The 26,837-nt window shown below is 68.3% G+C and carries 28 protein-coding genes and 1 pseudogene; 6 read left to right on the top strand and 23 right to left on the bottom strand.

Translation table 11 applies throughout. The features are described 5' to 3' along the window. Both DEJ00_RS17790 and DEJ00_RS17785 read left to right on the top strand, forming a co-directional pair. Positions 1-264, top strand: a 264-nt coding sequence (locus DEJ00_RS17790) for an antibiotic biosynthesis monooxygenase (RefSeq protein ID WP_111058268.1), incomplete at its 5' end; no start/stop codon positions are given. Positions 265-760: 496 nt separating this feature from the next. After that, positions 761-988 carry a hypothetical protein gene (locus DEJ00_RS17785; RefSeq protein ID WP_111058267.1) on the top strand — a complete coding sequence of 76 codons (228 nt, stop codon included), beginning with the start codon at positions 761-763 and terminating at the stop codon, positions 986-988. A 156-nt stretch (positions 989-1,144) separates the two neighbouring features. Here DEJ00_RS17785 and DEJ00_RS17780 read toward each other — a convergent pair whose 3' ends face one another. The 5 genes from DEJ00_RS17780 to DEJ00_RS17760 form a co-directional block, all read right to left on the bottom strand. Next, positions 1,145-1,957, bottom strand: coding sequence for an AAA family ATPase (locus DEJ00_RS17780; RefSeq protein WP_055960810.1), 813 nt, complete (start codon positions 1,955-1,957; stop codon positions 1,145-1,147). Next, complete coding sequence (locus tag DEJ00_RS17775; RefSeq protein ID WP_071301383.1) at positions 1,954-3,357, bottom strand: Mu transposase C-terminal domain-containing protein; 1,404 nt, start codon at positions 3,355-3,357, stop codon at positions 1,954-1,956. Before DEJ00_RS17775 ends, DEJ00_RS17780 begins: the two co-directional genes overlap by 4 nt. 6 nt (positions 3,358-3,363) lie before the next feature. Then, the gene (locus DEJ00_RS17770; RefSeq protein WP_055960814.1) at positions 3,364-3,966 is read right to left on the bottom strand and encodes a recombinase family protein; all 603 of its coding nucleotides are present in this window, start codon (positions 3,964-3,966) and stop codon (positions 3,364-3,366) included. A gap of 140 nt (positions 3,967-4,106) precedes the next feature. Next, positions 4,107-4,535, bottom strand: a complete 429-nt coding sequence (locus DEJ00_RS17765; protein ID WP_228506156.1) for a uracil-DNA glycosylase — start codon at positions 4,533-4,535, stop codon at positions 4,107-4,109. 140 nt (positions 4,536-4,675) lie between these two features. Beyond that, positions 4,676-5,842, bottom strand: coding sequence for a TDT family transporter (locus DEJ00_RS17760; RefSeq protein WP_071403820.1), 1,167 nt, complete (start codon positions 5,840-5,842; stop codon positions 4,676-4,678). 69 nt (positions 5,843-5,911) lie between these two features. On the opposite strand from DEJ00_RS17760, the gene DEJ00_RS17755 reads away from it, so the two are divergent. Continuing rightward, positions 5,912-6,838 carry a LysR family transcriptional regulator gene (locus DEJ00_RS17755; RefSeq protein WP_071403819.1) on the top strand — a complete coding sequence of 309 codons (927 nt, stop codon included), beginning with the start codon at positions 5,912-5,914 and terminating at the stop codon, positions 6,836-6,838. On the opposite strand, the gene eno is transcribed toward DEJ00_RS17755, so the two are convergent. From eno to DEJ00_RS17725, 6 genes are all read right to left on the bottom strand, one after another. Next, a complete protein-coding gene (gene eno, locus DEJ00_RS17750; protein ID WP_111058266.1) occupies positions 6,823-8,157 on the bottom strand; it encodes a phosphopyruvate hydratase in 1,335 nt (444 codons plus the stop codon). The two genes, DEJ00_RS17755 and eno, sit on opposite strands and share 16 nt — an antisense overlap. Before the next feature lie 138 nt (positions 8,158-8,295). Next, positions 8,296-8,781 carry an inorganic diphosphatase gene (locus DEJ00_RS17745; RefSeq protein WP_071403818.1) on the bottom strand — a complete coding sequence of 162 codons (486 nt, stop codon included), beginning with the start codon at positions 8,779-8,781 and terminating at the stop codon, positions 8,296-8,298. A gap of 26 nt (positions 8,782-8,807) precedes the next feature. Further along, positions 8,808-9,179, bottom strand: coding sequence for a CrcB family protein (locus tag DEJ00_RS17740; protein ID WP_111058265.1), 372 nt, complete (start codon positions 9,177-9,179; stop codon positions 8,808-8,810). Beyond that, entirely contained in the window at positions 9,176-9,679 is a 504-nt protein-coding gene (locus DEJ00_RS17735; protein WP_375537598.1) for a fluoride efflux transporter FluC, read from the bottom strand. The genes DEJ00_RS17740 and DEJ00_RS17735 overlap by 4 nt, the downstream gene beginning before the upstream one ends. Beyond that, positions 9,676-10,431 carry a 2,3-diphosphoglycerate-dependent phosphoglycerate mutase gene (locus tag DEJ00_RS17730; protein ID WP_181440229.1) on the bottom strand — a complete coding sequence of 252 codons (756 nt, stop codon included), beginning with the start codon at positions 10,429-10,431 and terminating at the stop codon, positions 9,676-9,678. Before DEJ00_RS17730 ends, DEJ00_RS17735 begins: the two co-directional genes overlap by 4 nt. After that, entirely contained in the window at positions 10,416-10,922 is a 507-nt protein-coding gene (locus DEJ00_RS17725; protein WP_060915497.1) for a universal stress protein, read from the bottom strand. Before DEJ00_RS17725 ends, DEJ00_RS17730 begins: the two co-directional genes overlap by 16 nt. A gap of 52 nt (positions 10,923-10,974) precedes the next feature. On the opposite strand from DEJ00_RS17725, the gene DEJ00_RS17720 reads away from it, so the two are divergent. Beyond that, positions 10,975-11,334, top strand: a complete 360-nt coding sequence (locus tag DEJ00_RS17720; RefSeq protein ID WP_111058263.1) for a hypothetical protein — start codon at positions 10,975-10,977, stop codon at positions 11,332-11,334. A gap of 539 nt (positions 11,335-11,873) precedes the next feature. Here DEJ00_RS17720 and DEJ00_RS17715 read toward each other — a convergent pair. The 8 genes from DEJ00_RS17715 to DEJ00_RS17685 form a co-directional block, all read right to left on the bottom strand. After that, the gene (locus DEJ00_RS17715; protein ID WP_146248012.1) at positions 11,874-13,058 is read right to left on the bottom strand and encodes a recombinase XerD; all 1,185 of its coding nucleotides are present in this window, start codon (positions 13,056-13,058) and stop codon (positions 11,874-11,876) included. 307 nt (positions 13,059-13,365) lie between these two features. Then, positions 13,366-13,698, bottom strand: coding sequence for a helix-turn-helix transcriptional regulator (locus DEJ00_RS17710; protein ID WP_111058261.1), 333 nt, complete (start codon positions 13,696-13,698; stop codon positions 13,366-13,368). Continuing rightward, positions 13,695-14,801, bottom strand: a complete 1,107-nt coding sequence (locus DEJ00_RS17705; protein ID WP_111058270.1) for a site-specific integrase — start codon at positions 14,799-14,801, stop codon at positions 13,695-13,697. Before DEJ00_RS17705 ends, DEJ00_RS17710 begins: the two co-directional genes overlap by 4 nt. Positions 14,802-15,142: 341 nt before the next feature. Further along, positions 15,143-15,298 carry a hypothetical protein gene (locus tag DEJ00_RS18665; protein WP_181438370.1) on the bottom strand — a complete coding sequence of 52 codons (156 nt, stop codon included), beginning with the start codon at positions 15,296-15,298 and terminating at the stop codon, positions 15,143-15,145. Positions 15,299-15,436: 138 nt separating this feature from the next. Then, entirely contained in the window at positions 15,437-15,703 is a 267-nt protein-coding gene (locus DEJ00_RS17700; protein WP_111058260.1) for a DUF4190 domain-containing protein, read from the bottom strand. A 123-nt stretch (positions 15,704-15,826) separates the two neighbouring features. Beyond that, entirely contained in the window at positions 15,827-18,220 is a 2,394-nt protein-coding gene (locus DEJ00_RS17695) for an excinuclease ABC subunit UvrA (protein ID WP_111058259.1), read from the bottom strand. A gap of 91 nt (positions 18,221-18,311) precedes the next feature. Beyond that, positions 18,312-18,764, bottom strand: a complete 453-nt coding sequence (locus DEJ00_RS17690; protein ID WP_111058258.1) for an NUDIX hydrolase — start codon at positions 18,762-18,764, stop codon at positions 18,312-18,314. A 10-nt stretch (positions 18,765-18,774) separates the two neighbouring features. After that, a complete protein-coding gene (locus tag DEJ00_RS17685; protein ID WP_027465633.1) occupies positions 18,775-19,536 on the bottom strand; it encodes an SDR family oxidoreductase in 762 nt (253 codons plus the stop codon). A gap of 154 nt (positions 19,537-19,690) precedes the next feature. Here DEJ00_RS17685 and DEJ00_RS17680 point away from each other — a divergent pair, with 154 nt between their 5' ends. Both DEJ00_RS17680 and DEJ00_RS17675 read left to right on the top strand, forming a co-directional pair. Continuing rightward, positions 19,691-20,164 carry an NfeD family protein gene (locus DEJ00_RS17680; RefSeq protein ID WP_035808305.1) on the top strand — a complete coding sequence of 158 codons (474 nt, stop codon included), beginning with the start codon at positions 19,691-19,693 and terminating at the stop codon, positions 20,162-20,164. A gap of 20 nt (positions 20,165-20,184) precedes the next feature. Then, positions 20,185-21,066, top strand: a pseudogene (locus DEJ00_RS17675) (SPFH domain-containing protein); the annotation flags it as partial. A 372-nt stretch (positions 21,067-21,438) separates the two neighbouring features. On the opposite strand, the gene DEJ00_RS17670 reads toward DEJ00_RS17675, so the two are convergent. The 4 genes from DEJ00_RS17670 to tatC form a co-directional block, all read right to left on the bottom strand. After that, positions 21,439-21,789: an RNA polymerase-binding protein RbpA gene (locus DEJ00_RS17670; RefSeq protein ID WP_027465636.1), complete on the bottom strand. Its 351-nt coding sequence runs from the start codon at positions 21,787-21,789 to the stop codon at positions 21,439-21,441. A 110-nt stretch (positions 21,790-21,899) separates the two neighbouring features. Further along, positions 21,900-23,492: an apolipoprotein N-acyltransferase gene (gene lnt / locus DEJ00_RS17665; protein WP_258373728.1), complete on the bottom strand. Its 1,593-nt coding sequence runs from the start codon at positions 23,490-23,492 to the stop codon at positions 21,900-21,902. 11 nt (positions 23,493-23,503) lie between these two features. Beyond that, positions 23,504-25,942, bottom strand: a complete 2,439-nt coding sequence (locus tag DEJ00_RS17660; protein ID WP_111058255.1) for an RNA helicase — start codon at positions 25,940-25,942, stop codon at positions 23,504-23,506. After that, positions 25,939-26,691, bottom strand: coding sequence for a twin-arginine translocase subunit TatC (gene tatC, locus DEJ00_RS17655; protein ID WP_111058269.1), 753 nt, complete (start codon positions 26,689-26,691; stop codon positions 25,939-25,941). The genes DEJ00_RS17660 and tatC overlap by 4 nt, the downstream gene beginning before the upstream one ends. Positions 26,692-26,837 lie beyond the last annotated feature (146 nt).

The following is a 26,837-nucleotide window of genomic DNA, read 5'->3' as shown; positions in this document are numbered from 1 at the left end:
ATCACCGTCCCCGAGGGCAAGGGGGCGGACCTCGAAGCCCGCTTCGTCGGTCGGAACCACGACGTGGAACAGCAGCCCGGGTTCGAGAGTTTCCAACTGCTCCGCCCCGTGAACGGCGAGAGCCGCTACTTCGTTGTCTCTACCTGGGCAGAAGAGGACGCCTACCAGGCGTGGCGGGCCGGGCAGGCCAGCGCGCACCACGGCGGCAGTAACCCGGTCGCCACCGGTGCCGAGCTGCTTGAGTTCGAGACCGTCGTCCTCTGACGCGAGGTGCGCTCGGAGCACCCGGGAGAAGCGCGGCACGCGGCGTGCTTCTCCCGGGGCCGGCCGCCTTCGCCGGCATCATCGCCGCCGGCGAAGGAGTCCACCGACACTCGCCAGTGCGAAGGGCTAGCCGAATGTCCGCGGGTCGTGCCAAGATGGTCCTGCGTTCATAGTGCGCGCCCACAGCCGGTCCTCTGGATCGGCTTTTTTCATGCCCGGTCGCTCCACTACTGTGGGATCGCTCGGCATGCGTCTGCCCGGAATCTCCCCTGTGTCGTATCCGCTCTGTACGCTGACGCTCAAGACAGCACGACGCTGTCTCCGGCCGGCCCTTTCGGGACCGGCATTTTTCATGCCCTGATCTGACTCAGGCATCCGTGGGAAGCGCTCAACGCTCCTGCCCGCCGCCGCACCTTGTTGCGTGTCGGCGCTCTCATGCCCCCACCCGAAGCCGGGTGGGTTCTGGCCGCATCTGGCCAACCCCGAAGGAGGCATCATGCCCATCACCGACATGGTGGACATGCTGATGGCCTCCGGTGGTACCGCTGCCCTGACTGGCGTCATCGCCGTCGTCGGTGGCGTGCTCAGTGTCGTCCTGTCTAAGCAGGTCGTCGCACTGATCCAGCACGTCATCGATGTCATCGACGACCGCACGCTGGCCAGGGATCCCGAGCGCGCTCGCATCGTCGCAGAACTGCGTCGAGCACGCCGCGGACAGAAGTAACCGCCGGTTCAAAAAGCCGTCCCTCATTCGGTCAGGAGAGCTCTGTCTGCTGTACGTATCAAAAACCTCCGTTTGTGGCACATCTCTCGTTTTGACTTGCGGAGAGTGTGAGCAGCCTCGCTCTGTGTCGTCGTTTTCGCTGCGATCGGTGTCGGGTCAGGTGGTGCCGATGACGAGGGTGCTGCGGGCGGCCTCGACGACGTCGTTGGTGATGACGTCGAGCTCGTTGATCTTCAGGACGCGTTGGATCTGAGGGAGGAGGCGCTCAAGGAGCCGGAAGTTGCCGCGGGTGATGCGTTCGACGGCGGCGATGGCTTGCGCGTCGGTGAAGTCGTCGGGGTCGAGCGTCTTGCCGAGCTTGCGCCATTGACGTTCGAGGACGAAGAGCAGCTCGTCGTGGCCGAGCGGACGGTACTGGTGGGCGAAACCGAGGCGGCTGTAGAGCTGCGGGTAGTGGCTGAACTGCTTCTCGATGCCGGGCATGCCGATGAGGATCATCGCTATGCCGGTGCGGTCGTACTGGTCGCGGAGCCACTCGATCGCGTTGCCGGTGAGGCGTTCGGACTCGTCGATGATGATCAGCTCGAGCAGGGACGGGTTGGGGCCGTGTGCGTGGTCGAAGTGGCGACCCTGGAGCAGGAGGTGTTCCTCGATGCAGCGTTCGGTGCGGAGCATGTCGTGCCGGAGGTCGTCCTGCAGGGCGCGCATCGTGGCGGAGACCTCGGGCGTGTAGAAGACGGTGCGGGCTCGGTGGGCGGCGGCGTAGATCTTCGTGTCGTCTTCGCTGCGTGCGGCCCATCTGGCGATGAACGGGCCGATGCTGTCCCAGTGGGCGTAGCGGCGTGCGGAGAGGGTCTTGCCGACGCCAGCGGGGCCGAAGCAGACGCCGATGGTGTTCTGCTTCCGGACGGCGTCGGCGAACTCCGCGAACCGACGGTGTTCCTTCGTGATGATGAACTGGCTCGTCATGACCGGTCCTCCTCGTAGGTCATCAGTCGCGGTTGATCCGGTGCCGGTGCGGGTGCTGGTGGGGTGTGATCATCGGGTGTGGGGCGGACGATCGCGATGCGTTCGCGGATCTGCCCGCGCAGGGCTCTTCGTTGCGCGTTCCGGGCGGCCTGGATCTGCTTGAGACTGATGGTCTCGGTCTGATGCGCGGTACTGATCGCGGTGCACAGGAACGCGTCGCGGTGAAAGACACGGATCTCGGTGACGTCGCGGGGGTCGTACCGGACGCTGACGGTGCTGCCCACGAAGGGTGCGAGAGTGGTTGCGGTGTAGCGGAGCCCTTCGAAGTGGATGCCGTCTCGTTGCACGACACGCGTGGTCGGGACGGTGAGCAGGAACCCGTCGAGCTGCTCGAGGGAGTCCGGCATTCGTGGCAGCCACCCGTCTGCGATCCACGCTTCCAGTGGGCTCTTCCGGAGCTCGCGGTGGATGCGGGCGTTGTAGCGGCGGATGAACGTGTTGATGGCACTGTCGACACCGGCGAGATCCAGCGCCGGCGTCGGCGCCGGCGCCGAGGATCCGGGTGCGAGGTGGCCGGGGAGCGTTGGGAGCAGCTCGGTGTTGATGGTGCCGAAGAACCGCTCGATCTTCCCGCGGCCCTGGGGGCGAGCGACCTGCGAGTGGATGATGCGGAGGTGCAGCACGGCGGCGGTGTCGCCGATTCGGTGGCTGGTGAAGTCGGACCCGTGGTCTGTGTAGAGCACGTCTGGGATCCCGCAGACGGGCCAGTCCGGTTCCGGCTTGTGCCAGATCGCTTGCCGGAGCGCGAGCGCGGTGTTCGCGGCGGATGGGGCGCCGAGGAACACCATGTACCCGCAGACCGCGCGGGAGTAGTCGTCGAGGATCACCGTCAACCACGGCCGTTCGGGCTTGCCGTCGGGTCCGACGATGAGCAGATCGAGCATCGTGTGGTCCGCCTGCCAGATCGCGTTGGGGCGATCCGCACGACGTCGGAGCAGCAGTTCGTGCTTGTCCCGATATGACGCGGGCCCCTCAAGCGCGAGCGTCACCATCCCGGGATCAAGCCCGTTCACGATCGACCGCACAACGGAGTACGACGGCGCTGAGAGACCTCGTTTGGTGCAGTAATTGTCGACCTGGCGGTGAATCGTGGCGATCGAAGGTCGTGGCTTGGTGAGTGCGAGCCCCTCAATCAGGCGCACCAGTTCCGGTGCCGTCCGTCGGGCGCCGTGATCGGTGCGGGTGCCGTCGGCGAGAGCCGGGTATCCGCCGGTTCGGTAGCGGGCCAACCAGCGTTGCAGGGTGCGCTCAGCGACGCCCGTGGTGCGGGCCAGGGTGGCGAGCGGGATGGCGTCCTCGACGTGCAGTCGAAGGATGCCCCACCGCTCGCTCGCGTCCATAGCCAGCTACATCGTTGGGGAAGGCTTGGTTCGTCGCGCCGCGACGGGCTCGGCGTGCTTCGCGAGTGCACGGTAGATGGTGGTGCGGCTAACGCCGAGCACGTCGCCGATCTGCGCGACGGTCATGTCCTGCTGTTCGTAGAGCCGGCGTGCGGTGCGCACCTGGTCTGCGGAGAGCCGAGATGGCCGGCCGCCGGTGCGGCCGCGGGCTCGCGCGGCGGCGAGGCCGGCGTTGGTGCGTTCCTTGATGAGGTCCCGTTCGAACTCCGCCAACGCGGCGAAGACGTGGAACACGAGCCGGCCGCCGGGCGAGGTGGTGTCGATGGTCTCCTGCAGGGACCGGAACCCGATGCCGCGCTCGGCGAGAGCGTGCAGCTGATCGATGAGGTGCCGGATGGACCGGCCGAGCCGGTCGAGTCGCCAGACGACGAGAGTGTCGCCGGGGCGGAGCTGGTCGAGGAGCTTGTCGAGCTCGGGCCGGTGTTGGAGCGACCCGGACATGGTGTCGACGAACACGCGGTAGCAGCCAGCGGCGTTGAGCGCGTCGATCTGCAGCGACGCGTCCTGGTCTGTGGTGGACACGCGCGCATACCCGAGAAGGTGACCCATGAAGAGAACGTAGCGAAACTCGACCAGGAGGGGTAGTGGCGGCACGTAGATTCTGGGACTGGGTTCCGCTACAAGACACGGCGCCTCGCACCCGGACTGAGCGCCGGTACGGATAGTTGTAGCGGAATCGTTCGTATTTGTTACGTCTGCCGCGCTCGCGCGGCGAGCCGGAGTGCTTGCACGGAACGGAGGTGTTGTTCCGATCGGTGGCGGCCGTTGGCGGGAGACGGATGTGGTGCTGCGATGACCGGAAGGAGTCGGGGGTGCTCGTCCAGGGTGAAGTGTCGCATGACGCCGTCGAGGGCAACGGCCCCGTACGTGACGATCGCAGTGAGAGCGGGGAGGGCCGCGAGCAGTGTGGCGAGGGCATGCCGCCCCTCGTCGATGTCCTCGAGTCGCACGCGGTCGGGCAGTTCCCATGGGACAAGGTTCCAGCGGACGTACTCGCCGCGTGCGAGTCCGGACTCGATACGGGCTGCTCGGAACGCGGCCGCGGTCGGGCCCGGGTTGTCCTCGCTGCAGATCGCTGCGTGCGCTGCGGCGATGGTCTGGGGGCCAGGCGACTGCATCAGGACCAGGACACGGCTGAATCTGCCGCCGGATCGTGGGTCGAAGCTCGGGACGAACCGTCGGCTGCCGTCGGGCGCGGTCCGCCACGTCTCCGCGAGACCGTTCAGCGATCGAACGTCAGCGAGTTCCTCGGGGGTACTCATGCCGGCTGTGGCGGTGCCAGCAGGGTGCCACGGATGACGGATCCGTGAAAGGTGCGAAGGGCAACGGTGATCCATGCGGCGACGAGGCCGGCGTAGTAGATGACGGCGAGGACGGCAACGACGGTCAGGCCTGAGTGCAGGGCGAGCCCGTTGACTCCGGTGACGCAGGTGCCGACGGGGAACGTGAACGACCACCAGGTCAGGCTGAACGGCAGGTGTTCGCGGGCGGTCCGGACGGTGACGGCGAGGGCGATGGCGGTCCACAGCAGCGCGAAGCCGAGCATCGCGAACCCGTACACCAGCGCCACGACCAGGAGCGCGTGAGCGGTGGAGGCATCGACGACGGTGGGTGCGTTCGATGCGAGGAGGTTCACCGCCGTGATCGACTGTCCGACGGGTCCGAGCACGATCCACAGGGTCGGGACCATGCCGGCGGCACCGACCTTGTGGTGCGCGAGACGGTTCCAGATCAGCGTGATCACGACCAGCGACGTGATGAGGCTGAGGCCGAAGAAGCCGTAGCAGGACCACAGCAGCGTCTCCCGCGCCTGTCCGGCGGGAGCGTACGGCAGCAGCAGGGCGCCGGTGGAAGCGGACACCATCGGCGGGACGATCGGCATCAGCCAACCGCCGAACGCGGAGTCGGGCGTGTTCTCGTGGCGGGTGAACGCCAGGTACGGCACCAGGACTGCCGTGAGCAGTCCTCCGATGGTGCCGATGGTCCACAGGACCCAGTCGATGGTGACGGCGGCGGGCAGGCCGACCCAGTCCTTGCCGAGCAGGAGTGTCCCGGCGCCGACGGTGAGGAACGCCATCGGTGGTGCGCCGTAGAAGTGGGAGATGACCGGGTTGAGGTGGTGCCTGGCTGCGGTGCTCCGGTAGCGGATCCAGTGCAGCACCGTCGCGATCGTGAGGGCGACGAGGAGCACCGCGGCGATCGCCCACACGACCGTCGCCGCGATGCGCAGGCCGGGGAACTGCAGTGGGAGTGACGCAGCTGCGACAGCGACGATCCCCGTGCCCATGATCGACGCGAACCAGTTCGGTGTGAGATTCGACACGATCAGGCCTGGCCGCTCCAGGTCACGGAACAACGCCGTCTGCGGCCGTTGGGGCAGCTGGCTACCGTTCGCGGGTGCAGGGTCCGTGCGGAGCGTTGTCATGGGCCAAGCCTGCGCGAATCCTGCCTCTGGCGGTACCGGGAACCTCTTGGCAGGGCACAATCGTTGGTTGTGGCACTACGGCGACTCACGGACCGAACGCTCGACCTCGACACACTCGACGTGCTCGCATGCGTCGCCGAGACCGGCTCCCTCTCCGCTGCCGCTGGAGCGCTCGGCGTCACGCAACAGGCAGTGTCTGCTCGGATCCGGGTCGCCGAGCGCATGGTCGGTCATTCGTTGGTGCACCGCTCGACCACGGGGTCGGTGCTGACCGAGACCGGCAGGCTCGTCGTCGGGCTGGCCGGACCGGTCCTCGACGCGTCTCGCCACCTCGAAGCAGGAGTGGCTGCGCTGCGGACTCCGACGGGTTCGCTCGTCGTCGCAGCGTCACAGACGATCGCGGAGCTGCTGCTGCCGGGCTGGCTTCTCGAATTCCGACGCCGTGAACCAGACGTGCGGGTGCGTCTGATCGCGGGCAACTCCGCCGCGGTGACGGACCTCGTGCAGTCGGGTGGCGCGAACCTCGGGTTCACGGAAACCCCGGTGACGGCGGCCGGTGTGTCCGCGCAGGTGATCGCGAACGATGAGCTCGCGGTTGTCGTCGCGCGGGACCATCCCTGGGCCGGATCGACCGGGATCACCGCGGAGGTCCTGGCGACGACGGCTCTGCTCATGCGGGAAGAAGGCTCCGGGACTCGCGCGACCCTCGCCGCATGGGTCAGGGAGGCCGGTTTGAGCATGTCGGTTCCGGCCGCGGTGCTGGAGACCACGAGCATCATCCGGGCGAACGCACAGGCAGGAATTGCACCGGCGGTGATGAGCCTTCGCACGGTCGCCGCGGACATCAACGACGGGTCGCTGGTGCGAGTCCCGCTCTCTGGGCCGCCACTTGCCCGGCCGTTGCGGGCGATCTGGTCGGGAGAGCCCCAGCCAGCTGCTTCTGCTTTCCTGCGCGTCGCCCACGAGGTGGCCGGTCGGGGTCAGCGCAGCCCGTAGGGCAGCTCCGGATTGTTCTCCGCGATCTCGGTGAGCCGGTTGTACTTCGCGACGCGTTCTCCGCGGGCGGGGGCGCCGGACTTGATCTGCCCGGTTCCGGTGCCGACGACGAGGTCCGCGATGAACGTGTCGGTGGTCTCGCCGGACCGGTGCGACACCATGCTCCGCATCCCGAGCGAGCGTGCGACGCCGATCGCGCCGAAGGTCTGGGAGACGGTACCGATCTGGTTCGGCTTGATGAGCGCTGCGTTCGAGAGCCCGTCCTTCCCGCCGTCGCGGATGCGCTGCGGATCGGTGACGTAGAGATCATCGCCGACGATCTGGAGCATGTCGCCGAGCGCGAACGACATCGCCTTCCAGCCGCCGTGGTCGTCTTCGGAGAAGCCGTCTTCGATGCTCCGGATCGGATACCGGCTGATGAGGTCGCGGTAGTAGTCGACCATGCCTGCGCGGTCGAGCCGGCGGTCCACGACCCGGTAGCTACCGTCACCGAGCGCGAACTCGTTCGCCGCCGGGTCGAGTGCGATCGCGACGGTGTCGACGCCGGGCTCGTAGCCAGCGGCACTGATCGCGGCGACGAGGAGGTCGAGGGCTTCCTCGGGCGCGGCGATCGATGGGGCGAAGCCGCCTTCGTCCCCGAGACCGAGACTGCCGAACCGTTCCCGGACCAGTGCCGCCAGTGCGTGGTAGACGTCCGACCCGATCCGAACCGCGTCGGTCATGGTCTCGGCGTTCACCGGGGCGATCATGAACTCCTGGAAGTCGAGCGCGTTCGCTGCGTGCGCTCCGCCGTTGAGCACGTTGAAGTGCGGGACGGGCAGGCGGGGCGTGCTGCCGGTGACGTCTGCGATCCAACGCCAGAGCGGCAGCTCCGCTGCGGCGGCGAGAGCGCGTGCCATCGCGATCGAGGTCGCGACGACACTGTTCGCGCCGAGCCGGCGGTAGTTCGGGGTGCCGTCGAGGGCAGCGAGGGCGGCGTCGGCCTGCCCGATCGAGGTCCACGACTGGCCGGTGATCATCGGTGCGACGTCCGTCGTGATGAGGTGCAGTGCCTGGCTCACGTCGCGGCCGCCGTAGCTGCTGCCGCCGTCGCGAAGCTCGACAGCCTCATGCGCGCCAGTGGATGCGCCTGCGGGGGCGTCACCGGTGACGACGGTGCCGTCCTCGAGCTCGAGACGCACCTGGATCGTTGGGTAGCCGCGGGAGTCGAGGATTCGGGAGCCGTGCAGGCTGCTGATGGTGACGGGGCGGCTGGTGTGGGTCACGTACTCGCCCTGATGGTGGGTGGTGTGGTGGACGTTGCTGATGTAGTCGTTCATGGCGGTTGTCGCCTTTCGGGTTGGTCGTGCGGGTGTGGGCCGCGGGGAGGCGGAGGGACGACCTCCTGGCGATCACTGGGCGCCAGTTGCCTCCCCGCGGCGGTTCAGGGCGCGCACTGGATGGTGCGCGGGTGCCGGTCAGGGGTGCGGGGTGAACCGTTCCTGTGCGGCGCGGATGATGGCTTCGGCGTCGACACGGTTCGCCCACCCGTTGGTGGTGACGTGCTTGCCGTGCTCGATCTCCTTGTAGTGGGCGAAGAAGTGCTCGATCTCCGCCAGGACCGGCTCGGCGACGTCGGAGATGTCCTGGACGTGGTCGAAGCGGATGTCTCCGGCGGGGACGGTGAGGATCTTGTCATCGCCGCCGTTCTCGTCGACCATGCGGAGCATTCCGACCGGGCGGACGTCGATGACGACGCCGGGGAACGTGGGCCGGGGCAGCAGCACGAGCGCGTCGAGGGGGTCGCCGTCGTCGCCGAGAGTGTCGTCGATCGAGCCGTAGTCCTGCGGGAACACCATGCTGGTGAACACCGCCCGGTCCAGGCGGATCTGTCCGGTGGCGTGGTCGACCTCGTACTTGTTGCCGCTGCCGCGGGGGATCTCGATCGTGATGTCGAAGTGCATGAGCTGTTCGTCTCCCAGTCGGATGGTCAAGTGAGGGTGCCGAGGGTGACGCCTCCGGCGGCTGCGGCGACGGAGACGACGAGCATCCCGAGCCCGTTCAGGGCAGCCGCGGTGGTGCGGCCGGTGCGTGCGAGGTGGACGGTCTCGAAGCTGGCGGTGCTGAACGTGGTGTAGCCACCCATGAGCCCTGTTCCGAGCACCGCGACGGGGGTGGCGCCGAGGTGACCGGCGGCGCCGGTGATCAAGCCCAGCAGGAACGAGCCGGTGATGTTGATCGTCAGTGTCCCGACCGGGAGCCGGAACTGCCGACCCCGGTTGATTGCACCGTCCAGGAAGAACCGTGCGGCCGCGCCGACACCGCCAGCGACCGCGACGCTGAGGAAGGCGAGGGCGCTCATGATGTGGCTCCGTTCGGTCGGACCAAGCCCGCGATCGCGAGGCCGCTACCGGTGGCGATCGCGCCGGCGAGGACCGTCAGGAGCGCGTACCCGGTGCCGGCCAACCCGCGGCCGTCGAGGAATAACACCGCGGTGCTGGTCGCGAGGGTGCTGTAGGTGGTGAACCCGCCGAGGACACCGGTTCCCAGAAGCAGGCGCAGTGTCCGGCGGCGACCCTCGTCAGGTCCGCGATGCGCGAGGTGTTCCAGCAGCACACCGAGCAGGAGCGCGCCGGCGATGTTGATCCAGAAGATCGCCCAGGACACCTCCTGCTGAGCGGGGAACGCGGTGCTGAGTCCGTCGCGTGCGGCGGTACCGATGGCGCCGCCGAGTGCGACGACACCGAGGTACCGCCACCGCAGATGCACTGGCCGGTCGATACGTTCCGGGTCGTTGGCGTCGATGTCTGGGTCGGGCGGGAGCTGCCCATCGGGCAGGTGCGTGTCCGTTCGGGAGGTCATGTTCCACCTTCCGCAGCGACCGCTGCCGCTGCTGCTCGTGCTGCCGGATGCAGGTACTCCCCACCCCGCGGACAGAACCCACCGTCGCCGTCGAACCGGTAGATCAGGGGTTCGCCCGTGGGGAGGTTCAGGTCCGCGAGCTCACCGTCAGTTAGGCCGTCCATGCAGGCACACAGTGCCCGCAGTGAGTTGCCGTGCGCGACGACGAGCACTGTCTGCCCGTCGCGGAGTGCCGGGGTGATGCTGTGCGACAGGACGGGTTGGACCCGGCGGATGACGTCGGAGAGTGTTTCGGTTCGACGAAGTGCCGCCCACGGCAGTCCACAAAGCGCCGGCGTCCGCCGGAGCGCCAGCCACGCGCGGATCGACATGCGTGGTGGCCGTCCCGTGCGGGTCCGACGAACAGCGAAGAACTGCTCCGCCCCCAACGCCGCTTGCGCATTCTGCTTGGACATGCCGGTGAGGGCGCCGTAGTTCCGCTCGTTCAACCGCCACGTCGACTCGATCGGCGCATCACGTCCGAGGACGTCGGTGACGAGCTCCGCCGTGTGGAGCGCCCGCTCGAGCGTCGACGTGAGCACGAGGTCCGGTCGGATGCCGGCATGCAGAAGTAGCAACCCAGCCCGATTCGCTTCGGCGCTGCCCTGTTCGGTCAGCGCGACGTCTCGCAAGCCGGTGAAGGTACCGGCAGCGTTCGCAGTGCTCTGTCCGTGGCGGAGCAGAACAAGCTGGCCGGTCACGGGGTGTCCCACGGCAGTGGGGCATCGAACCCGACCGGATCAACGGGCACTACGAGCACTGAACGGTGCTGCTGATGGGTCAGCCGTACCGCGACCGACCCCGTGAAGAACTCCGCGATTCGACCCGCTCCCGTCCTGGCCCCGACGACCAGCATCGCCGCGTCGCGGTCTTCGGCCACCTGCGACAGTGCCCGGCTCGGATCCCCGACACCCGGGACGAACGTGACGTCGACGCCGTAGGTCGTTGCGGCAGCACGTACTGCCGCCTTGTCACTGTCCGACAAGCCCTGCGGTGTCGTGTCAGCGGTGTCAGGGTCGATCGGTTCCACCATCACCGACCCGTCCGAGCGCGTACCGGCATCGAAGAGCGATGCATCCACGCTGACGCACACCAGCGTCGTACCGAAGCGCCGCGCGATAGACGACGCAACCTCGATGACCCCCGGAGCGAGGCCGGGCAGGACGCCGACGACGACCGGTCCGGAACCGATTGGTGCTGTCATGACACTCCCTACCTCAGGCGCGCAGAAGCGCGACCAGCTGAGATAGGGACTGTTGTCGACAACTGTCGAGGTTGGGTCCGGCAAGCCCCACTACCGGGTCCGAAGACACCACCATTATGCACCCGAACCCCAAGTCACGCGGGCCGTCTCGCGCACCCGCGACGTCCCGACACCGAAGGAAGCGATTCCGACGACACGGAGCGAAGCTGCCCACATCGACGCGCACGACGTCGACGCGTACCGGGGGCTGCAGGACGCGGTCGCGGCGCTCATCGCCGGGTTCGACAACCCGCTCTACACGGGGACAGAGGCCGCGGTGCGAGGGCGGGTGAAGTTCCATGCCCCTGCCCTGGACGCGAACATCGACTGGGACGCCGCGGTCGCAACAGCTGGCGCCCTCGCGAAGATCTGACCGCCGACGTTCGGCAGCGGGCGAGACGCATCGCGGACTGTTGCCACTGTGGATGAGAAGAATATCGCGACCGCGCCTGACCGGGGGCGGGACGGGTGTCGGTCCGTGAGTGCCGGCGATGGGGCTCCTAGCTGTTTGTGCAGGTCGGTGATCGGCGGGTCAAATGAAGTTGATGGGTATTCGTGCGACCGCAGATGGTGCGGTTGAAGACGTCATCGTGAACCCACGTGAGTCGACGATCAGCCCGAGGACGCGCTGCACGCACCTTGTGTCGAGGACTATCTCGTCGATCGGCTCCGGGACCTGGGGGCTCTCGGCTGTATGTATTAACCACGCGCAGCGCCGGCTGGGTTATCAGCGCCGACTCGGAGCAGCTGGTGACGATGCGCCACGGCTGAGCGGGGTGAGGTGGAGGCGCGCGGATTGTTGGAGCGGCACGATGTCAACAAACTCGCCTTCCACCACCTCGAGGGCGGGAAGGTCCCGTTCGGCCGTCGGGCGCAGAAGCTCCGACCATCGATCTCCGCTTAACGGCCGAGCTAATGGCGGCGGCGAAGCGCCCCACGCGCGTGCACGTAGCGCTCGTACTGCGAGCCGCGGTATCGCTCGTGCTGGCCGATTGCGGTGTAACTGAAGCCGAGCGTGTCGGCCACGAGTGGCGCGGGCATCGCAGCGACGAGATCGTCGAGTGCGCCGTTCTTTGCGGCAAGCACGTTGACCCCCAGCCCTGTGACTACGGCGTGCAGGTGGTTCTGCGTCATGTGCGAGCCGGCTCGCGTCCCGGGGAAGAGGAATGGATTGCCGGTGATGTTCCCGGTGCGGTCTCTACTTCGGGAGGCGAGATGGTCTCGAACCAGACCGGCGAAGGGCTCTGGGATCGGCGCCGCATCCGCGGCAACTACGAGAACGAGCCTCCCGTCGGGTTGCGTCTGGATGACTTCCTTCGGAAATTCGACGATACGGGCGATTGGCTGACCGAATACGAGCAGCAGCAGCATCGCGACACGGTCTGCAGTGCGGATCGCGTCGTCCTGCAGGAAACGCCTGATTGCGTCCAGGCGATCGTCTTGAGTCATCCGGCGGGTGGCGCGGACGGCGCGGCGGGGTACGTCCAAGGGTGCGGTAGCTCGCGATCGCGCAGTGAACTGCAGGAACGAACGGATCGTGTAGCGGGTGGTGTTACCCGTCACGAGCCAGACGTCAATGTCCGACTGCCTGCAGTCGGCGAGCGTGGTCGAGCGTTCGGCGAGCCAGTTGGCGAAGTCGACGGCAACCGTGATCTCTTGCTTCGCGTTATGGACGCCTCGATGACTGTCAGTGCGGGTGCTCTGCGTCCGAAGCCGCCGGAGGTGGTGCCAGCTCGCGAACCGCTCAACCGTGTCGCGGGCCGATTCATCCACCACGAGCGCGGCCTTCTCGCGGATCCACATCTCGAATTGCGCGAGAGGTTCGTCGCGACGGGGGAGTGCGTCGACATCGACGAGCAGTGCTCGTAGGTGTCGGACGGTCGCGTCCTGGGCGAGCGCATCGAGCGCATCGTGACCGATGGACACTGTGCCGGCGCCCAGCGCTTCGAGCAGTGCACGGGGCTTCTTTAGGCGCAACCACTGGTAGATGCTCGCCGGCCGATCCGCGCCGAGTAGGCGTTCACGGAGCCGAACTAGCCGCGGGTCGGCGTCGGGGGCATCGAGACGAAGGTAGGCGTTCAGGTCGGAGCGATTCACGCAGGTCTCGCACTGGCCGGCGCGTTTCAACGCGCCTTCCTGCCCGCAGACCGTGCATCGAAACGACGTCCGAATCTCGGCGCAATCCGCACAGATCGGAGCGCCCTGCGAGTTCAAGCCGGGAAGCAGCCGATCCACTCCGCACGCGGGGCAGAGGCCGTGGGTGTGAGTGGCAGTGTCGAAGCAGCGGCCGCAGATGCGGCCCTCGGGGAAGCTGTACTTGACCCGTGGCACCATCTCGCGGCAGCGAGGGCAGAGCACGACTCCGGGCCCGGGCGGTCGACCGCGTCCTCGACGTGGATTTTTCTCAGTCATCGGGGGTCACTCGCGCGCGCCGTGGTCGGACTTTGTCGCTGGCGGGATCCTGCCGGGGTCTGGCGTTGACAACCTTCGCGAGGGCCGCATCCTCCGCAGTGACCGTGATCAGCTCAGCGGGGGAGCAGTGGAAGACATCGCAGATTGCGGCGAGGACCGGCAGCGAGATTCGCTCCGGGCGCTGCTTGACGAGCCGCCAGATCTGGGCCGAGGACAGGTTGATTCCGCGTTCGGCTAGATGGGGGGCGAGGTCGGTGGAGTTGTGCATCTTGTTCCGCGCCATCAACTCGGCCAGGTGCCAGGTGTAGTCAGTGTCGCGTTTCATGAGCTTCCCGCCGTCGGATGAAGGGCATCCTCAATCATGCCGTCCAACACGGCGCGCAGCGTCGACGTTCGGTAGTCGCTCGAGACGTCGGTGTAGATCGCCGTGGTGGAAGCGTATTCGTGTCCCACCTGTTGCTGCACGAACAAGGCGTCGAATCCGTCCTCGATGAGATGGCTCACGTACGAGCGGCGGAGCGAGTGGAACGTGAGTTCGCCTCCTAGACCGAGCTCGGAGCGGTAGCGTCGGAAGCGCGCCTGCAGCGTCGCCCCGGACACCAGGCTCCGGCGTTCGGTCGGGAACAGGTCGAGGGACTCGCCCCGATAGTGGACGCTCCGCTCGACCCAGTCCGCCAGGACCTCGGAGCCCCATGGACGTACGGCGAGCACGTTGCGCTGTTTGTACCCGGAGCCCTTCATCGCCTTGCCAAACCGGACGTTGAGATGCCCGTACTTGTTGAACTCCGGCGCGTGCGGATTCCGGGTAAAGTCAACGACCTGGAGGTGGCGTACCTCGTTCAGGCGAAGACCGAACAGGTACGCGGTTTTCAACACCGTCGCGTCCCGGAAAGCTGCTATCCAGCCCTTGCGTCCGAGACGCGCGATCCGCTCCGTTTCGTCATCGGCGAAGTCGAAGAGCGCCTGCAGCTCGCCTCGTGTGAACGCACGTCTGGTGCCGCCATGCTCAACATCCTGCACGTGGCGCGCGGCATTCCAGTCGGTGAGCACGCGAACAGGATGCGTCCCGAAAAGTTCCAAGCACCGGTCGATCCACCCGTAAGCGGGATCGCAGACGTAGTCACAGAACAGCTTCAAGGAGTTCTGGTAGCCGCGGATCGTGGACTGCACGTTGTGGTGAACCGACCGACGGTCTGCGAAGAACTCGTCCACCGACGCGATCGTCCAGTCCCAGGGGTAGCTGCCCGCATGGTCCACGAACAGCCTGATCAACGACTCGCGCTGATCGGCTGTTGTGAGCGAAAGGTTCCGAGACAGCTGTTGGTTTCGCCATCCGACGAGCATCTCTTCGAACGTCTGCGCGTCGGGACGCAGCATGGGCACCCGATGGGCGTCAATCACGAACAGCCCGCGGTCGTCGACAGCCATCTCGTTCCTTTCATCGGATGCGAGAATCATGCGTCTTCCGAACGATCCGCGCAAGCAGTTGGATCAGGTCGGCATGTTGGACCCGGGGGCCGCGAGTCACAGACCGGACTTTGTTACCGTCAAGGGGCAACGGACGCTCGTATACGAGCAAAAGCCGCAGGGTAGCCACGCTCTCATCCCGCCGGTAGCACGTCTTTCATCTGGTTGAATATTAACGGGTTGAGTTGACATAATATGCATTATCGGCGCCTGGAAAAGTCCGGCGTGATCGCTTCGTGAGCAGAAGAGGTCGAGTCCGTACTCCGGACTCGACCTCTTCTGCTCACCGGGTGACGACGGCGTCAGTCGGCGGGCTTCGTCGGGACGTCGTCGGCGTCGATCTCGAGCGCTGCCGGTTCGCCGCCCTGTTCCTCCAGGGTGTCCTGGTCGGTGTCGGGCTGCTCCGGCGGCTCGCTCTGGGTGGTCTCTTCGGCTGGGTCAGGCTGGCTGTAGCTCATGCGCCGGACGGTACGCCCGGGTTCCTGAACAGCTGCAAGCTCGACGCCGGAGACACCTGGTGAGCAGCAATGGTCAAGTCCATCCGCAGGACTCGACCATTGCTGCTCACGATGCAGGCCCGCCAGGCGGGCTCTGGCTCACGCCTGTGTCAGGAAGGCCGCGGTGACGATGTAGCCGATGATCCCGACGACGATCGCGACGATCGACAGGATGATGCCCGCGAGGATCATCCCCCGGCTGCCACCGCGCTTCCGCGCGAGGATGCCGAGCACCAGACCGACGATGCCCGCGACCACACCGATGATGGCGAGGAAGATGCCACCGACGGTCCCGACGATGCCGAGCACCAGGGAGACGACGGCGAAGGTGTTCGACTGCGCGGGTGCGTTGCCGGGGTTGGACATGGTGGAGCTCCTTCTGGTCAGGACGCCGATCCAAGCCGGGTAGCCGATCGTGAGCGTCAGTCAGAACGGTAGTCCTCGCACACGGCTGGTGCCCAGGTTCACCCGCGGACCCTGTCCCTCGGCTCAGGCTCCGACGTACGCCGCCAGGTGCTGCCCGGTCAGCGTCGACCGTGCCGCCACGAGCTCGGCGGGCGTCCCCTCGAACACGATCCGCCCGCCGTCGTGGCCGGCACCCGGTCCGAGGTCGATGATCCAGTCGGCGTGCGCCATCACGGCCTGGTGGTGCTCGATCACGACGACCGTCCGACCGGCGTCGACGAGCCGGTCGAGCAGGCCGAGCAACTGGTCGACGTCGGCCAGGTGCAGGCCGGTGGTCGGCTCGTCGAGCACCACGACGCCGCCGCGGTCGCCGAGGTGCGTCGCGAGCTTGAGCCGCTGCCGCTCTCCCCCGGACAACGTGGTGAGCGGCTGCCCGATCGTCAGGTACCCGAGCCCCACGTCGGCGAGCCGGGCGAGGATCGTGTGGGCCGCCGGCAGTGCGGACTCCCCCGCCGCGAAGAACGCCAGCGCGTCGGCGACGGACATGCCGAGCACCTCGCTGATGTCCTTCCCGCCCAGGTGGTACCCGAGCACGGACTGGTCGAACCGCTTGCCGTCGCACTCGACGCAGGGGCTCGCGACGCCCGCCATCATGCCGAGGTCGGTGTACACGACACCGGCACCGTTGCACGCCGGGCAGGCGCCCTCGGAGTTGGCGCTGAACAGTGCGGGCTTCACGCCGTTGGCCTTCGCGAAGGCCTTCCGGATCGGCTCGAGCAGGCCGGTGTACGTCGCCGGGTTGCTCCGCCGCGAGCCACGGATCCCGCTCTGGTCGATGGCGACCACGTCGTCGCGCCGGGCCAGCGAGCCGTGGATGAGCGTGCTCTTGCCCGAGCCGGCGACCCCCGTGACGACGGTGAGCACCCCCGTGGGGACGTCCACGTCGACGTCGTGCAGGTTGTGGGCCGACGCGCCGCGGATCGCGATCGCCCCGTCCGGACGACGCACCGCGGACTTCACGGTGACGCGGTCGTCCAGGTGCCGACCGGTCACGGTCCCGCTGGCACGCAGCCCGTCGACGGGCCCCTGGTAGCAGAGCGTCCCACCGCCGGATCCGGCACCGGGCCCGAGGTCGACGACGTGGTCGGCGATCGCGATGACCTCGGGCTTGTGCTCGACGACGAGGACGGTGTTGCCCTTGTCGCGCAACCGGACGAGCAGTTCGTTCATCCGCTCGATGTCGTGCGGGTGCAGCCCCGTGCTCGGCTCGTCGAAGACGTAGGTGACGTCGCTGAGCGAGGAGCCGAGGTGCTTCACCATCTTCACGCGCTGGCCCTCTCCCCCGGACAACGTGCCGGTGGGGCGGTCGAGCGACAGGTACCCGAGTCCGATCTCGACGAAGGACTCGAGCAGGTCGCGGAGCCCTTCGAGCAACGGCCCGGCCCCGGGGTCGTCGAGCCCCCGCAGCCAGGTGACGGCATCGGTGACCTGCATCGCGCAGACGTCGGCGATGCTGCGGCCCGCGATCTTGGACGAGCGGGCGGTGTCGTTCAACCTGGTGCCGTCGCAGGCCGGACACGTCGTGAAGGTCACCGCACGGTCGACGAAGGCCCGGATGTGCGGCTGCATCGCCTCGCGGTCCTTCTGCAGGAACGAGCGCCGGACCCGGTGTACGAGCCCCTCGTAGGTCATGTTGATGCCGGCGATCTTCTGCTTCGTCGGCTCGCGGTACAGGAAGTCCTGCCGCTCCTGCTCGGTGAAGTCACGGATCGGGGTGTCCCGGTCGAAGTAGCCCGACTCGGCGTACAGCCGCACGTTCCACCCGTCGGTCCCGTACCCGGGGATCGTGAGCGCGCCGTCCCCGAGCGACTTCGTGTCGTCGAACAGCTGCGTCAGGTCGATGTCGTTGACCAGCCCCCGACCCTCGCAGTCGGCGCACATGCCGCCGAGCCGGGTGAACGAGACCTTCTGGGCCTTCGCGTCCGCACCCTTCTGCACCGTGATCGCTCCCCCGGCCGTCACGGTGGCGAGGTTGAACGAGAACGCGTTCGGTCCCCCGATGTGCGGTCGACCGAGTCGGCTGAACAGCACGCGCAGCATCGCGTTCGCGTCCGTCGCGGTGCCGACGGTGGAGCGCGGGTCGGCACCGATGCGCTCCTGGTCGACGACGATCGCGGTGGTCAGGCCGTCGAGCAGGTCGACGTCCGGACGCGCGAGCGAGGGCATGAACCCCTGCACGAACGCGCTGTAGGTCTCGTTGATCATCCGCTGCGACTCGGCGGCGACGGTGCCGAACACGAGTGAGCTCTTGCCCGAGCCGGAGACCCCGGTGAACACCGTCAGCCGCCGCTTCGGCAGGTCCACGTCGACGTCGCGCAGGTTGTTCGCGCGGGCACCGCGCACCCGGATCCGGTCGTGCCGGTCGGCAGGGTGCGCGTCGGCGCCGGTGGGGTCGTCGTCGACCGGATCGGTGTGCATGCGGGTCAGCGTACCGACGGGAGGCCCGTGGCGGGGCCGCCACGGGCCTCCCGTCCGGTCCTGGCTCGGCCCTCAGGCCGTGGTGCGGTGCTCAGGCACCGTGACGGCGCACCAGGTCCGGCAGCTCGGCGGGTTCGAACTCCTCGTCGGTCGCGTCGAGTTCGTCGGCGGTCCACCACCGCGAGGCGAGGATGTCGACGCGCTCGTCGTCGGTCCACTCGGCGTCGGACAGCTCGAAGCCCGGCGTGCGGACGACGTAGAACTCGGCGTGCCCGCAGTCGTGGTCGGCGAGGTCCCACTCGACGGTGAAGTCCCAGGACCACACCGGCTCGCCGGGTTCGTCGATGACGATCCCGGTCTCCTCGCGCAGCTCGCGGATCGCGGCGTCGCGGTGGGACTCCCCCGGGTCGACCCCGCCACCCGGCGTGATCCAGCGGTGGGCACCGTCCGACGAGGGCGACTTCGTGTCCATCAGGAACACGCGGCCCTCGGGGTCGAGCAGCAGGATGCGGGAGGTGCGGCGCAGGCCGGGCTTGGCGGTCACCCGCCCGACGTTAGCCGACGAAGCCGCTGACGTCGCCGACCAGCTTGGTGTGGTCGGCGGGGATCGGCTCGACGGCGGCCAGGGCGATCTCGGCCGCGAACTCGGACACGCTGTAGAGCTTGCCGACCTCCTGCCGACGACCCTCGATCGCGCCGGGGTTCAGGCGGTTCAGCAGCGTCGCGGTGATCGTGCCCTCGATCATGTCGCCGGAGACGACGACGAACTCGATGCCGGCGGCCTCGAGCTGCGGGATGAGCTCACGGAGGGCGAGTTCTCCGGCGCGCTTGCTCTTGGCGACCGGGACGTACTCGTCCATCGTCTCGGCGGTCTCGACGAAGTGGGCCTGGTGGCTCGTGACGAACACCACGCGGGACCCGGCGGGCATGTGCGGCACGGCGGTCTGCAGCATGTCGACCTGCGCGTCGCGGTTCAGGCGGAGCGCGTAGTCCTCACCGACGCCGGACTCCATGCCGCCGGAGGCGTTGAGCACGAGCAGGTCGATGCCGCCCCACTCCTGGACGACGGTGTCGACGAGCGCCTGCACGGAGGCGTGCTCGGTGAGGTCGGCGCCGACGGCCAGGGCGGAACCGCCCGCCTCGACGATCTTCTCGGCGATCTGCTCCGCGCGCTTGGCCTTGTTGCGGTAGTTCACGACGACCTTCGCACCGGCCTCGGCGAGGTACCCGACGGTGTCGGCGCCGATGCCACGGGACGAACCGGTGACGACGGCGCGCTTGTCGGTGAGGGATCCGGGGGCGAGGGGGTTGCTCACAGTCGTGTTCTCCAGGTCTGGTTCCGGCCGGTCGGGCGCACCGAGCCTACCAATCGCCTGCACGGCCGTCGGACGGCCCTGATATGTTGAACGGAGTTGTACCGGCTGTCGCGACGCAGCGAGCCGCCGCGCGCGACCGAGGGAGGGAGATCGCGTGAACGGAATCGATTGGATCCAGAGCACCGTCTGGATCGGCCTGGTGTTGCTCCTGGGCGTGGTCGAGATCTTCACCCTCGACTTCATCTTCATCATGCTCGCGGCGGGTGCCGCCGGCGGGTTGATCGCCGCGTTGCTCGGCGCCCCGTGGTGGCTGTCCGCCATCGTCGCCGCGGTCGCCGCCCTCGTGCTGCTGTCGCTCGTCCGCCCGCGCCTGCTCGTGGCGCTCGGCCGCGGTGCCGACCCGCACCGCACCAACGTCGAGGGGCTCATCGGGCTCCCCGGCACGGTCGCGGTCGCCTTCACCTCCTCCAGTCCTGGTCAGGTGCGCCTGGCCAACGGCGAGACCTGGAGTGCGCGGTTCGCCGCGGACTCCGTCGACCGCACACCGCCACTCGGGACCCCCGTGGTCGTCGAGTCGATCGAGGGGTCGACCGCGGTCGTGCGCCTCGCAGAAAGGGCCACCTCGTGACCAGCATCTCCCCGGGGACGATCGCACTGCTCGTGCTCATCCTCGTCGTCGTCATCTTCGTGATCGTCGTCCTGGCGAAGGCGATCCGGATCGTTCCCCAGGCCACCGCGGGGATCGTCGAGCGACTCGGCAAGTACCACAAGACCCTCAACCCGGGCCTGAATCTCCTGGTGCCGTTCATCGACCGCCTGCGGCCGCTGCTCGACATGCGTGAGCAGGTCGTCTCGTTCCCGCCGCAGCCCGTGATCACCGAGGACAACCTGGTGGTCTCGATCGACACCGTCGTCTACTTCCAGGTGACCGACGCCCGTGCCGCGACGTACGAGATCGCGAACTACCTCGGCGCCGTCGAGCAGCTCACCACCACCACGCTCCGCAACGTCGTCGGTGGCCTGAACCTCGAAGAGGCACTGACCAGCCGCGACAACATCAACGGCCAGCTCCGCGTCGTCCTCGACGAGGCGACGGGCAAGTGGGGCATCCGTGTCGGCCGAGTCGAGCTCAAGGCGATCGAGCCGCCCGTGTCCATCCAGGACGCCATGGAACAGCAGCTCCGTGCCGAGCGCAGCCGTCGTGCCGCGATCCTGCAGGCCGAGGGCACCAAGCAGTCCCAGATCCTCGAGGCCGAGGGACAGCGGCAGGCCGCGATCCTGGCCGCCGAGGGTGACGCCAAGGCGCAGGTTCTCCGTGCCGAGGGTGAAGCCCAGGCCATCGCGACGGTGTTCGAGGCCATCCACACCGGTGACCCGGACGAGAAGCTGCTCTCCTACCAGTACCTGCAGACTCTGCCGAAGATCGCCGAGGGAACGTCGAACAAGCTCTGGATGATCCCGAGCGAGTTCACCGAGGCCCTGTCCGGCATCGCGAAGGGCTTCAGTGCCAGCCGCGGTGGCGGTGGTGCCGGTCCGGTCGGCGGCGCTGCCGGCGGGACGGACTTCCTGTCCCGGATCTCGAAGCTCGCGAACGAGAGCCTGGCGAACACCGCAGCCGCGGACACCACGATGCCGCGCGCGGATGCCACCGCCGCGGACATCGTCCCCGAGTCCGACCTCGACGCACGCCTGGCCGAGTCGAACCGCAGTGTCGACGCACACCTGGCGGCCGCCGACGATGCCACCGCCGAGCAGGTCGAGGAAATTCCGCCCACGCCGGGCGACGACGCCTCCGGTCACCGGACCAGCGACGGCTCCGGTCGGCGCTGACGCTCCGGCACGGACGAACGACGACGCCCGCCCCGGGGAACCGGGGCGGGCGTCGTCGTGTGTTCGGTGGGGTCAGGCGCCGCGTCGTGCGCGGAGGACCTGCAGGCGCTCTTCGAGGAGCTCCTCGAGTTCCTCGCGCGAGCGGCGCTCGAGCAGCATGTCCCAGTGGGTGCGGGGCGCCTTCACGTCCTCTTCGGCGACCTCGACGGGGATCCCGTCGTCACCGAGCAGCCGGCCCTCACGGCCGGAGCGGGGCTCGGACCACGTCTGGGGGACGTCCGCGTCAGCGGAGAAGACGATGTCGAACGTCTCACCCGAATCCGTCTGGTAGACCGCACGCTTGCGATCCGAGAGTTCGACGCCCTCTTCACTCTGGAGACTCTGACTCCCGAGCCGCATGCCGCGGAGACTCCGATCAGCCATGTGTGTGCTCCTCTCGCTCGTCTGCCCTCCACAACACTGTCCCACGCCCCATCAATCCCGTACCGGCGCATTCACAGTCCGTTCCCAGTGGCTGGGCGCGGCGAGTCGGATCAGGAGCGGGTTCGACGACCCCAGGGAGCGCAGGCGAGGAGCACGAGGAGTCCGCCGAGGGAGAGCAGGAGCGTGATCGAGCCGGACAGGATCGACGCGGGGGTGGTGGACGTGCCGAGCGGCACATCGGTCACCATCGAGGTCGCGGTGTACTCCGGCACGCGGTCGATCGTGCGGCCGCTCGGGTCGATGACCTGCGACGCTCCGACGGTCGAGATGTTCACGAGCGACCGACCGGTCTCGATGGCCCGCATCCGTGCGATCTCGAGCTGCTGCAGGTTCTCGTCGGTGCCCGAGAAGTCGGCGTTGTTCGTCTGCGCGAGGATCACCTGCGCTCCCCCGCGCACCATGTCGGCGGTCAGCCCGTCGTCGACGATGTCGAAGCAGATCGAGATACCGGCACGGATCCCCGCGACCGACAGGACGTTCGGCTTCGTCCCCGGCGTGTAGTCGCGCTGCAGCAGTCCGATCAGGGACGGCGCGAGCTTGGAGAAGAACCAGCGGTCGGGCACGTACTCACCGAACGGCACCGGGCGCTTCTTGTCGTAGGACGACTGCCAGCCGTCGGCGGTCCACACGAACGACGTGTTGTGCAGCACCCCCGACGGGGTCTGCGTGATGGCACCCGCCACGATCGGGGCGTCGAGCGACCCCACGACCGAGTCGAGGGCGGACGCGATGACCGGCTGCTGACGCGGGTCGTACTCCGCGCCGGCCTCGGGCCACACAATGAGGTCGACACCCTTCGCATCCACGTCCGTCGCCGCGACCTGCGCCGCCAGGACGTCGCCGGGCTCCGCACGGTCGAAGTACCCCGCAGGACCGTTGCCCTGCACCGCCTCGACCCGGATCGTGCCGCTCGTCGCCGTCGGCCACGCCGGCACGGCCAGGACCGCCGCGACCAGCAGACCCGCCGTGGCCACCCGGACGGGCAGCCGGAGCGTGACGCCCGGCACACGGGGTGCCACGAGCGCGAGCGACACCACGACCGCGACGCAGTACACGACGACGAACGTCAGGCCGAGGACACCGACGTACGCGGCCAGGTGCGCGAACGGCCCCTGCGACTGCGACAGGCCGACGCGCCCCCAGGCGAAACCACCGTACGGCCAACTCCCCGAGAACCACTCGCGTCCGGTCCAGAGTGCGGCGACGACGGCCGGGAGGCCCCACACGCGTCCGGCGGTCGAGGGCACCACGCGTGCGACCCAGCGGTACGCCAGGGCGATGGCGACGCTGCCGAGTGCGAAGAACGCGGCTTCGAGCAGGGCGAGTGCGAACCACGGGACCGGGCCCAGGTACCGACCGGCCCACGAGATGGCCGGGATCCAGAACGCCGCGCCGGCGAGGTAGCCGATCCACGCCGCGCGCCGCGCCCGCTGTCCCATCACCGCGAGCAGCATGCAGGCGAGTGCCGGGTAGGCGAGGAACCACCACCCGGGCGACGGGAACGCGAGGGCGAAGAGGATCCCGCCGATGACGGCCAACGGCAGCGCGGTGCCGAGCGGCAACGCGGCGAACGGGCCGGTCGCGACCGCCCCGCGGCCGACGCGCGCGGGCAGCCCGCGCACACTGGTCTCCGGAACCCGCACCGTGCCTCCAGTCAGACCGCCGCGTAGGCGACGATGCCGCGGCGAACCGCGTCCGTCGCCCGTCGGGCGGTCTGGGCGAGCTCGTCGTCGCCGGCGTTCCGGATCTGGTCGAGCAGGTCGATGACCTGCTTCGACCAGCGCACGAAGTCGCCGGCCGGCAGGTCGAGGGTGCGGAGCACGTCGTCGAGAGCCGAGCCCGAGGCCCAGCGGAACATGCCGACCGCCATCGCCGGGGTCGGCGGCTGCGAACCGGCCAGACGCGCCGCACGCTCGATGTCGTCGAGGCGCGACCAGATGGTCAGTGTCTCGTCGAGCGCGGGGCGGAACGCACCGCGGGGCAGGGCGTGCTCCGTGCCGGGAGCGTCCTCACGGCGGGGCTGGTAGATGATCGTCGCGGCCATGGCGGCGAGCTGTGCCGGGGTGAGGTCCTTCCAGACCCCCGCCTCGAGGCACTCGGCGACGAGCAGGTCGCGGTCACCGTAGATGCGCTGCAGGCGACGGCCACCCGCGGCCACCGTGGCTTCGCCGTTGCCGGCGCCCACCAGGTAGCCGAGCTCGAGCAGGACCTCGGTGACGCGGTCGAACGTCGTCGCGACGGCGCCCGTGCGGGACCGGATCTGCTGGACGAGCTTGTCGTTGGCGCGCTTGAGCTTCCACCAGCGCTCGGACCAGCGGGCGTGCGCCTCGCGTTCCGGGCAGGCGTGGCAGGGGTGGCGCTGCAGCTGGCGGCGGACCGCCGTGATCGCGGCCTGGCGTTCCTGGCGGGCGCCGTGCGACGCCTCGCGACCGCCGGGCACGTTCGTGCGCTCGAGGTCGGAGAGCTCACGACGGAGCGCCGAGTACTCGGTGAAGTCGCCGAGGTGGCACTGCATCGCCTCGCGGTAGCCGTCGAGGGACTCCTGCTGCGAGCGGACCTTGCGGGCGAGGTCGACCACCGACCGGTCGGCCTGGAACTGGGCGAACGACGTCTCGAGGACCTCGCGCGTGCGCTGCCGACCGAACTGGTCGATCAGGTTGACGGCCATGTTGTAGGTCGGCTTGAACGACGAGTTGAGCGGGTACGTGCGACGGCTGGCCAGCGACGCGACGGCCTGCGGGTCGAGCCCGTCGGTCCACTGGATGACCGAGTGCCCCTCGACGTCGATGCCACGACGACCGGCACGACCGGTGAGCTGCGTGTACTCCCCCGGGGTGATCGGCACACGGGCTTCGCCGTTGAACTTCTCGAGCTTCTCGAGCACGACGGTGCGCGCCGGCATGTTCACGCCGAGTGCCAGGGTCTCGGTGGCGAAGACGACCTTGAGGAGCTTGCGCTGGAAGAGGTTCTCGACGACCTCCTTGAAGGCGGGGAGCAGGCCGGCGTGGTGCGCCGCGACCCCGCGCTCGAGCCCTTCGAGCCACTCCCAGTAGCCGAGGACGGCCAGGTCTTCGTCGAGCAGGGTGCGGCAGTGGTACTCCGCCGTCTCGCGGATCTCGTTGCGCTCCTGCACCGTCGTCAGGGACAGGCCCGAGCGCAGGACGTTGCGGACGCCCTGGTCGCAGCCGTTGCGGCTGAACACGAAGAAGATCGCGGGCAGGAGCATCCGCTCGTCGAGCATGTGCGCGATCTGTTCGCGGTGCACCTTCTCGGTGCGGGGCCCGCGACGCTCGGGGTAGCCACCACGACCGCGCCGACCGCGGTGGCCGCCACCGTTCCGCTCGCTCCGGGAACCGCCGCCGACCATGCGGAGCAGTTCCGGGTTCACGCGGTTCGTCGCCGCGGCACCGCTCGAGTCGAACAGGTCGACCATCTTCGAACCGACCAGGACGTGCTGCTCGAGCGGCACCGGGCGGTCTTCGGAGACGATGACGTCCGTGTCGCCGCGGACGGTCTGCAGCCAGTCGCCGAACTCCTCGGCATTGGACACCGTCGCGCTGAGCGAGACCAGGCGGACCTCGGTCGGCAGGTGCAGGATGACCTCTTCCCACACGGCACCGCGGAACCGGTCGGCGAGGTAGTGCACCTCGTCGAGGACCACCCATGCGAGGTCGTCGAGCAGGTCCGAGTCGGCGTAGATCATGTTCCGGAGCACCTCGGTCGTCATCACGACGACGCGAGCGCGGGGGTTCACGTTCGTGTCACCGGTGAGCAGCCCGACCTCGGACTCGCCGTAGACGTCGACGAGCTCGGCGTACTTCTGGTTGCTGAGCGCCTTCATCGGCGTCGTGTAGAAGACCTTCGCCGTCGGCTGGCGCATGGCGAGCCAGATGGCGAACTCGGCCACGATGGTCTTGCCGGCGCCGGTCGGGGCCGCGACCAGGACGCTACGGCCCTGGTCGAGCGAGTCGCATGCGGCGAACTGGAACGGGTCGAGGTCGAACCGCAGGTCCGTCCGGAAGAGCTCGAGGTTTCGCGACCGGTTGCGCACCTTGGCCGCGGCGAACCGCTCGGCCGCACTCGTGCCGCTCACAGGCCGTACTCCTCGTCGAGCTTCGCCTGGCGCTTGGCCACACGGCGGTCGTGGAGCCACGCGATGAAGCAGGCCGTGATGTAGAGAACCACCATCGGGACGGCGAGCAGGAACATCGAGATGACGTCGGCGCTCGGGGTCACGATGGCGCAGAAGACCAGGATGCAGAGGATCGCGACGCGCCAGCTCTTGATGATCGCGGACGCCGACAGCACCCCGACGAAGTTCAGCAGCACGAGGAAGACCGGCAGGACGAAGGCGATGCCCACCGCGACGATGAGCTTGATGACGAAGTCGTAGTACGCCTTCGCATCGACGATCGAGGTGTCCTGGCTCGACACGAAGCTGCCGAGGATGCCGACCACGTGCGGCAGGATGTACCACCCGAAGTAGCACCCGGCGAAGAACAGCGGGATCGCGGTGCCGAGGAAGCCCCAGACGTACTGCCGCTCACGCCGGACGAGCGCGGGCACGATGAACGCCCAGATCTGGTAGAGCCAGACGGGGCTGGCGATGACGATGCCGATGGTGATCGCGATCTGCAGCTTGAGGTCGAACGCCCCGGTGATCATCGGGAAGTTCAGCTCGGCCGTGTGTCCGCCGACCTTGGCGAGCTCGGTCACCGGTGCCCGCAGCGAGTCGAGCACCCACGGGGTGAGGAACCAGCCGCCGATCGCACCGACGACGATCGCCACGACTGCGCGGAAGAGCCGGTTGCGCAGCTCGATGAGGTGCTGCCCGAGCGACATGCGGCCTTCGGCGTCGGTCTTCTGGCGCCTCTGCCGCTTCGCTCGCCCGCGCGCGGTCGTCGAAGCCATGTGGTCGATCTTACGGGGTCGGGACCGACAGTCCGCCGGGGGTCGGCGCGGCCGCGTGGCGGGCTGTCTCTTATACA

The sequence above is a fragment of the Curtobacterium sp. MCLR17_039 genome, from assembly GCF_003234745.1.
Classification (GTDB): domain Bacteria; phylum Actinomycetota; class Actinomycetes; order Actinomycetales; family Microbacteriaceae; genus Curtobacterium; species Curtobacterium flaccumfaciens.
The sequence above is the reverse complement of the archived record's forward strand: the minus strand, read 5'-3'. Positions and strand labels throughout refer to the sequence as shown.

Bases quoted from the DNA above. Each gene is read 5' to 3' on its own strand.
- DEJ00_RS17710 (WP_111058261.1), bottom strand. From the start codon at position 13,698: ATGAAACGCGACACTGACTACACCTGGCACCTGGCCGAGTTGATGGCG.
- DEJ00_RS18665 (WP_181438370.1), bottom strand. From the start codon at position 15,298: ATGAGCTACAGCCAGCCTGACCCAGCCGAAGAGACCACCCAGAGCGAG.
- DEJ00_RS17760 (WP_071403820.1), bottom strand. From the start codon at position 5,842: ATGACAACGCTCCGCACGGACCCTGCACCCGCGAACGGTAGCCAGCTG.
- DEJ00_RS17740 (WP_111058265.1), bottom strand. From the start codon at position 9,179: ATGAGCGCCCTCGCCTTCCTCAGCGTCGCGGTCGCTGGCGGTGTCGGC.
- DEJ00_RS17700 (WP_111058260.1), bottom strand. From the start codon at position 15,703: ATGTCCAACCCCGGCAACGCACCCGCGCAGTCGAACACCTTCGCCGTC.
- DEJ00_RS17695 (WP_111058259.1), bottom strand. From the start codon at position 18,220: ATGCACACCGATCCGGTCGACGACGACCCCACCGGCGCCGACGCGCAC.
- DEJ00_RS17745 (WP_071403818.1), bottom strand. From the start codon at position 8,781: ATGCACTTCGACATCACGATCGAGATCCCCCGCGGCAGCGGCAACAAG.
- DEJ00_RS17670 (WP_027465636.1), bottom strand. From the start codon at position 21,789: ATGGCTGATCGGAGTCTCCGCGGCATGCGGCTCGGGAGTCAGAGTCTC.
- DEJ00_RS17775 (WP_071301383.1), bottom strand. From the start codon at position 3,357: ATGGACGCGAGCGAGCGGTGGGGCATCCTTCGACTGCACGTCGAGGAC.
- tatC (WP_111058269.1), bottom strand. From the start codon at position 26,691: ATGTCGCTCGGGCAGCACCTCATCGAGCTGCGCAACCGGCTCTTCCGC.
- DEJ00_RS17780 (WP_055960810.1), bottom strand. From the start codon at position 1,957: ATGACGAGCCAGTTCATCATCACGAAGGAACACCGTCGGTTCGCGGAG.
- DEJ00_RS17785 (WP_111058267.1), top strand. From the start codon at position 761: ATGCCCATCACCGACATGGTGGACATGCTGATGGCCTCCGGTGGTACC.
- eno (WP_111058266.1), bottom strand. From the start codon at position 8,157: ATGAACGACTACATCAGCAACGTCCACCACACCACCCACCATCAGGGC.
- DEJ00_RS17725 (WP_060915497.1), bottom strand. From the start codon at position 10,922: ATGACAGCACCAATCGGTTCCGGACCGGTCGTCGTCGGCGTCCTGCCC.
- DEJ00_RS17770 (WP_055960814.1), bottom strand. From the start codon at position 3,966: ATGGGTCACCTTCTCGGGTATGCGCGCGTGTCCACCACAGACCAGGAC.
- DEJ00_RS17705 (WP_111058270.1), bottom strand. From the start codon at position 14,801: ATGGCTGTCGACGACCGCGGGCTGTTCGTGATTGACGCCCATCGGGTG.
- DEJ00_RS17735 (WP_375537598.1), bottom strand. From the start codon at position 9,679: ATGACCTCCCGAACGGACACGCACCTGCCCGATGGGCAGCTCCCGCCC.
- DEJ00_RS17765 (WP_228506156.1), bottom strand. From the start codon at position 4,535: ATGCAGTCGCCTGGCCCCCAGACCATCGCCGCAGCGCACGCAGCGATC.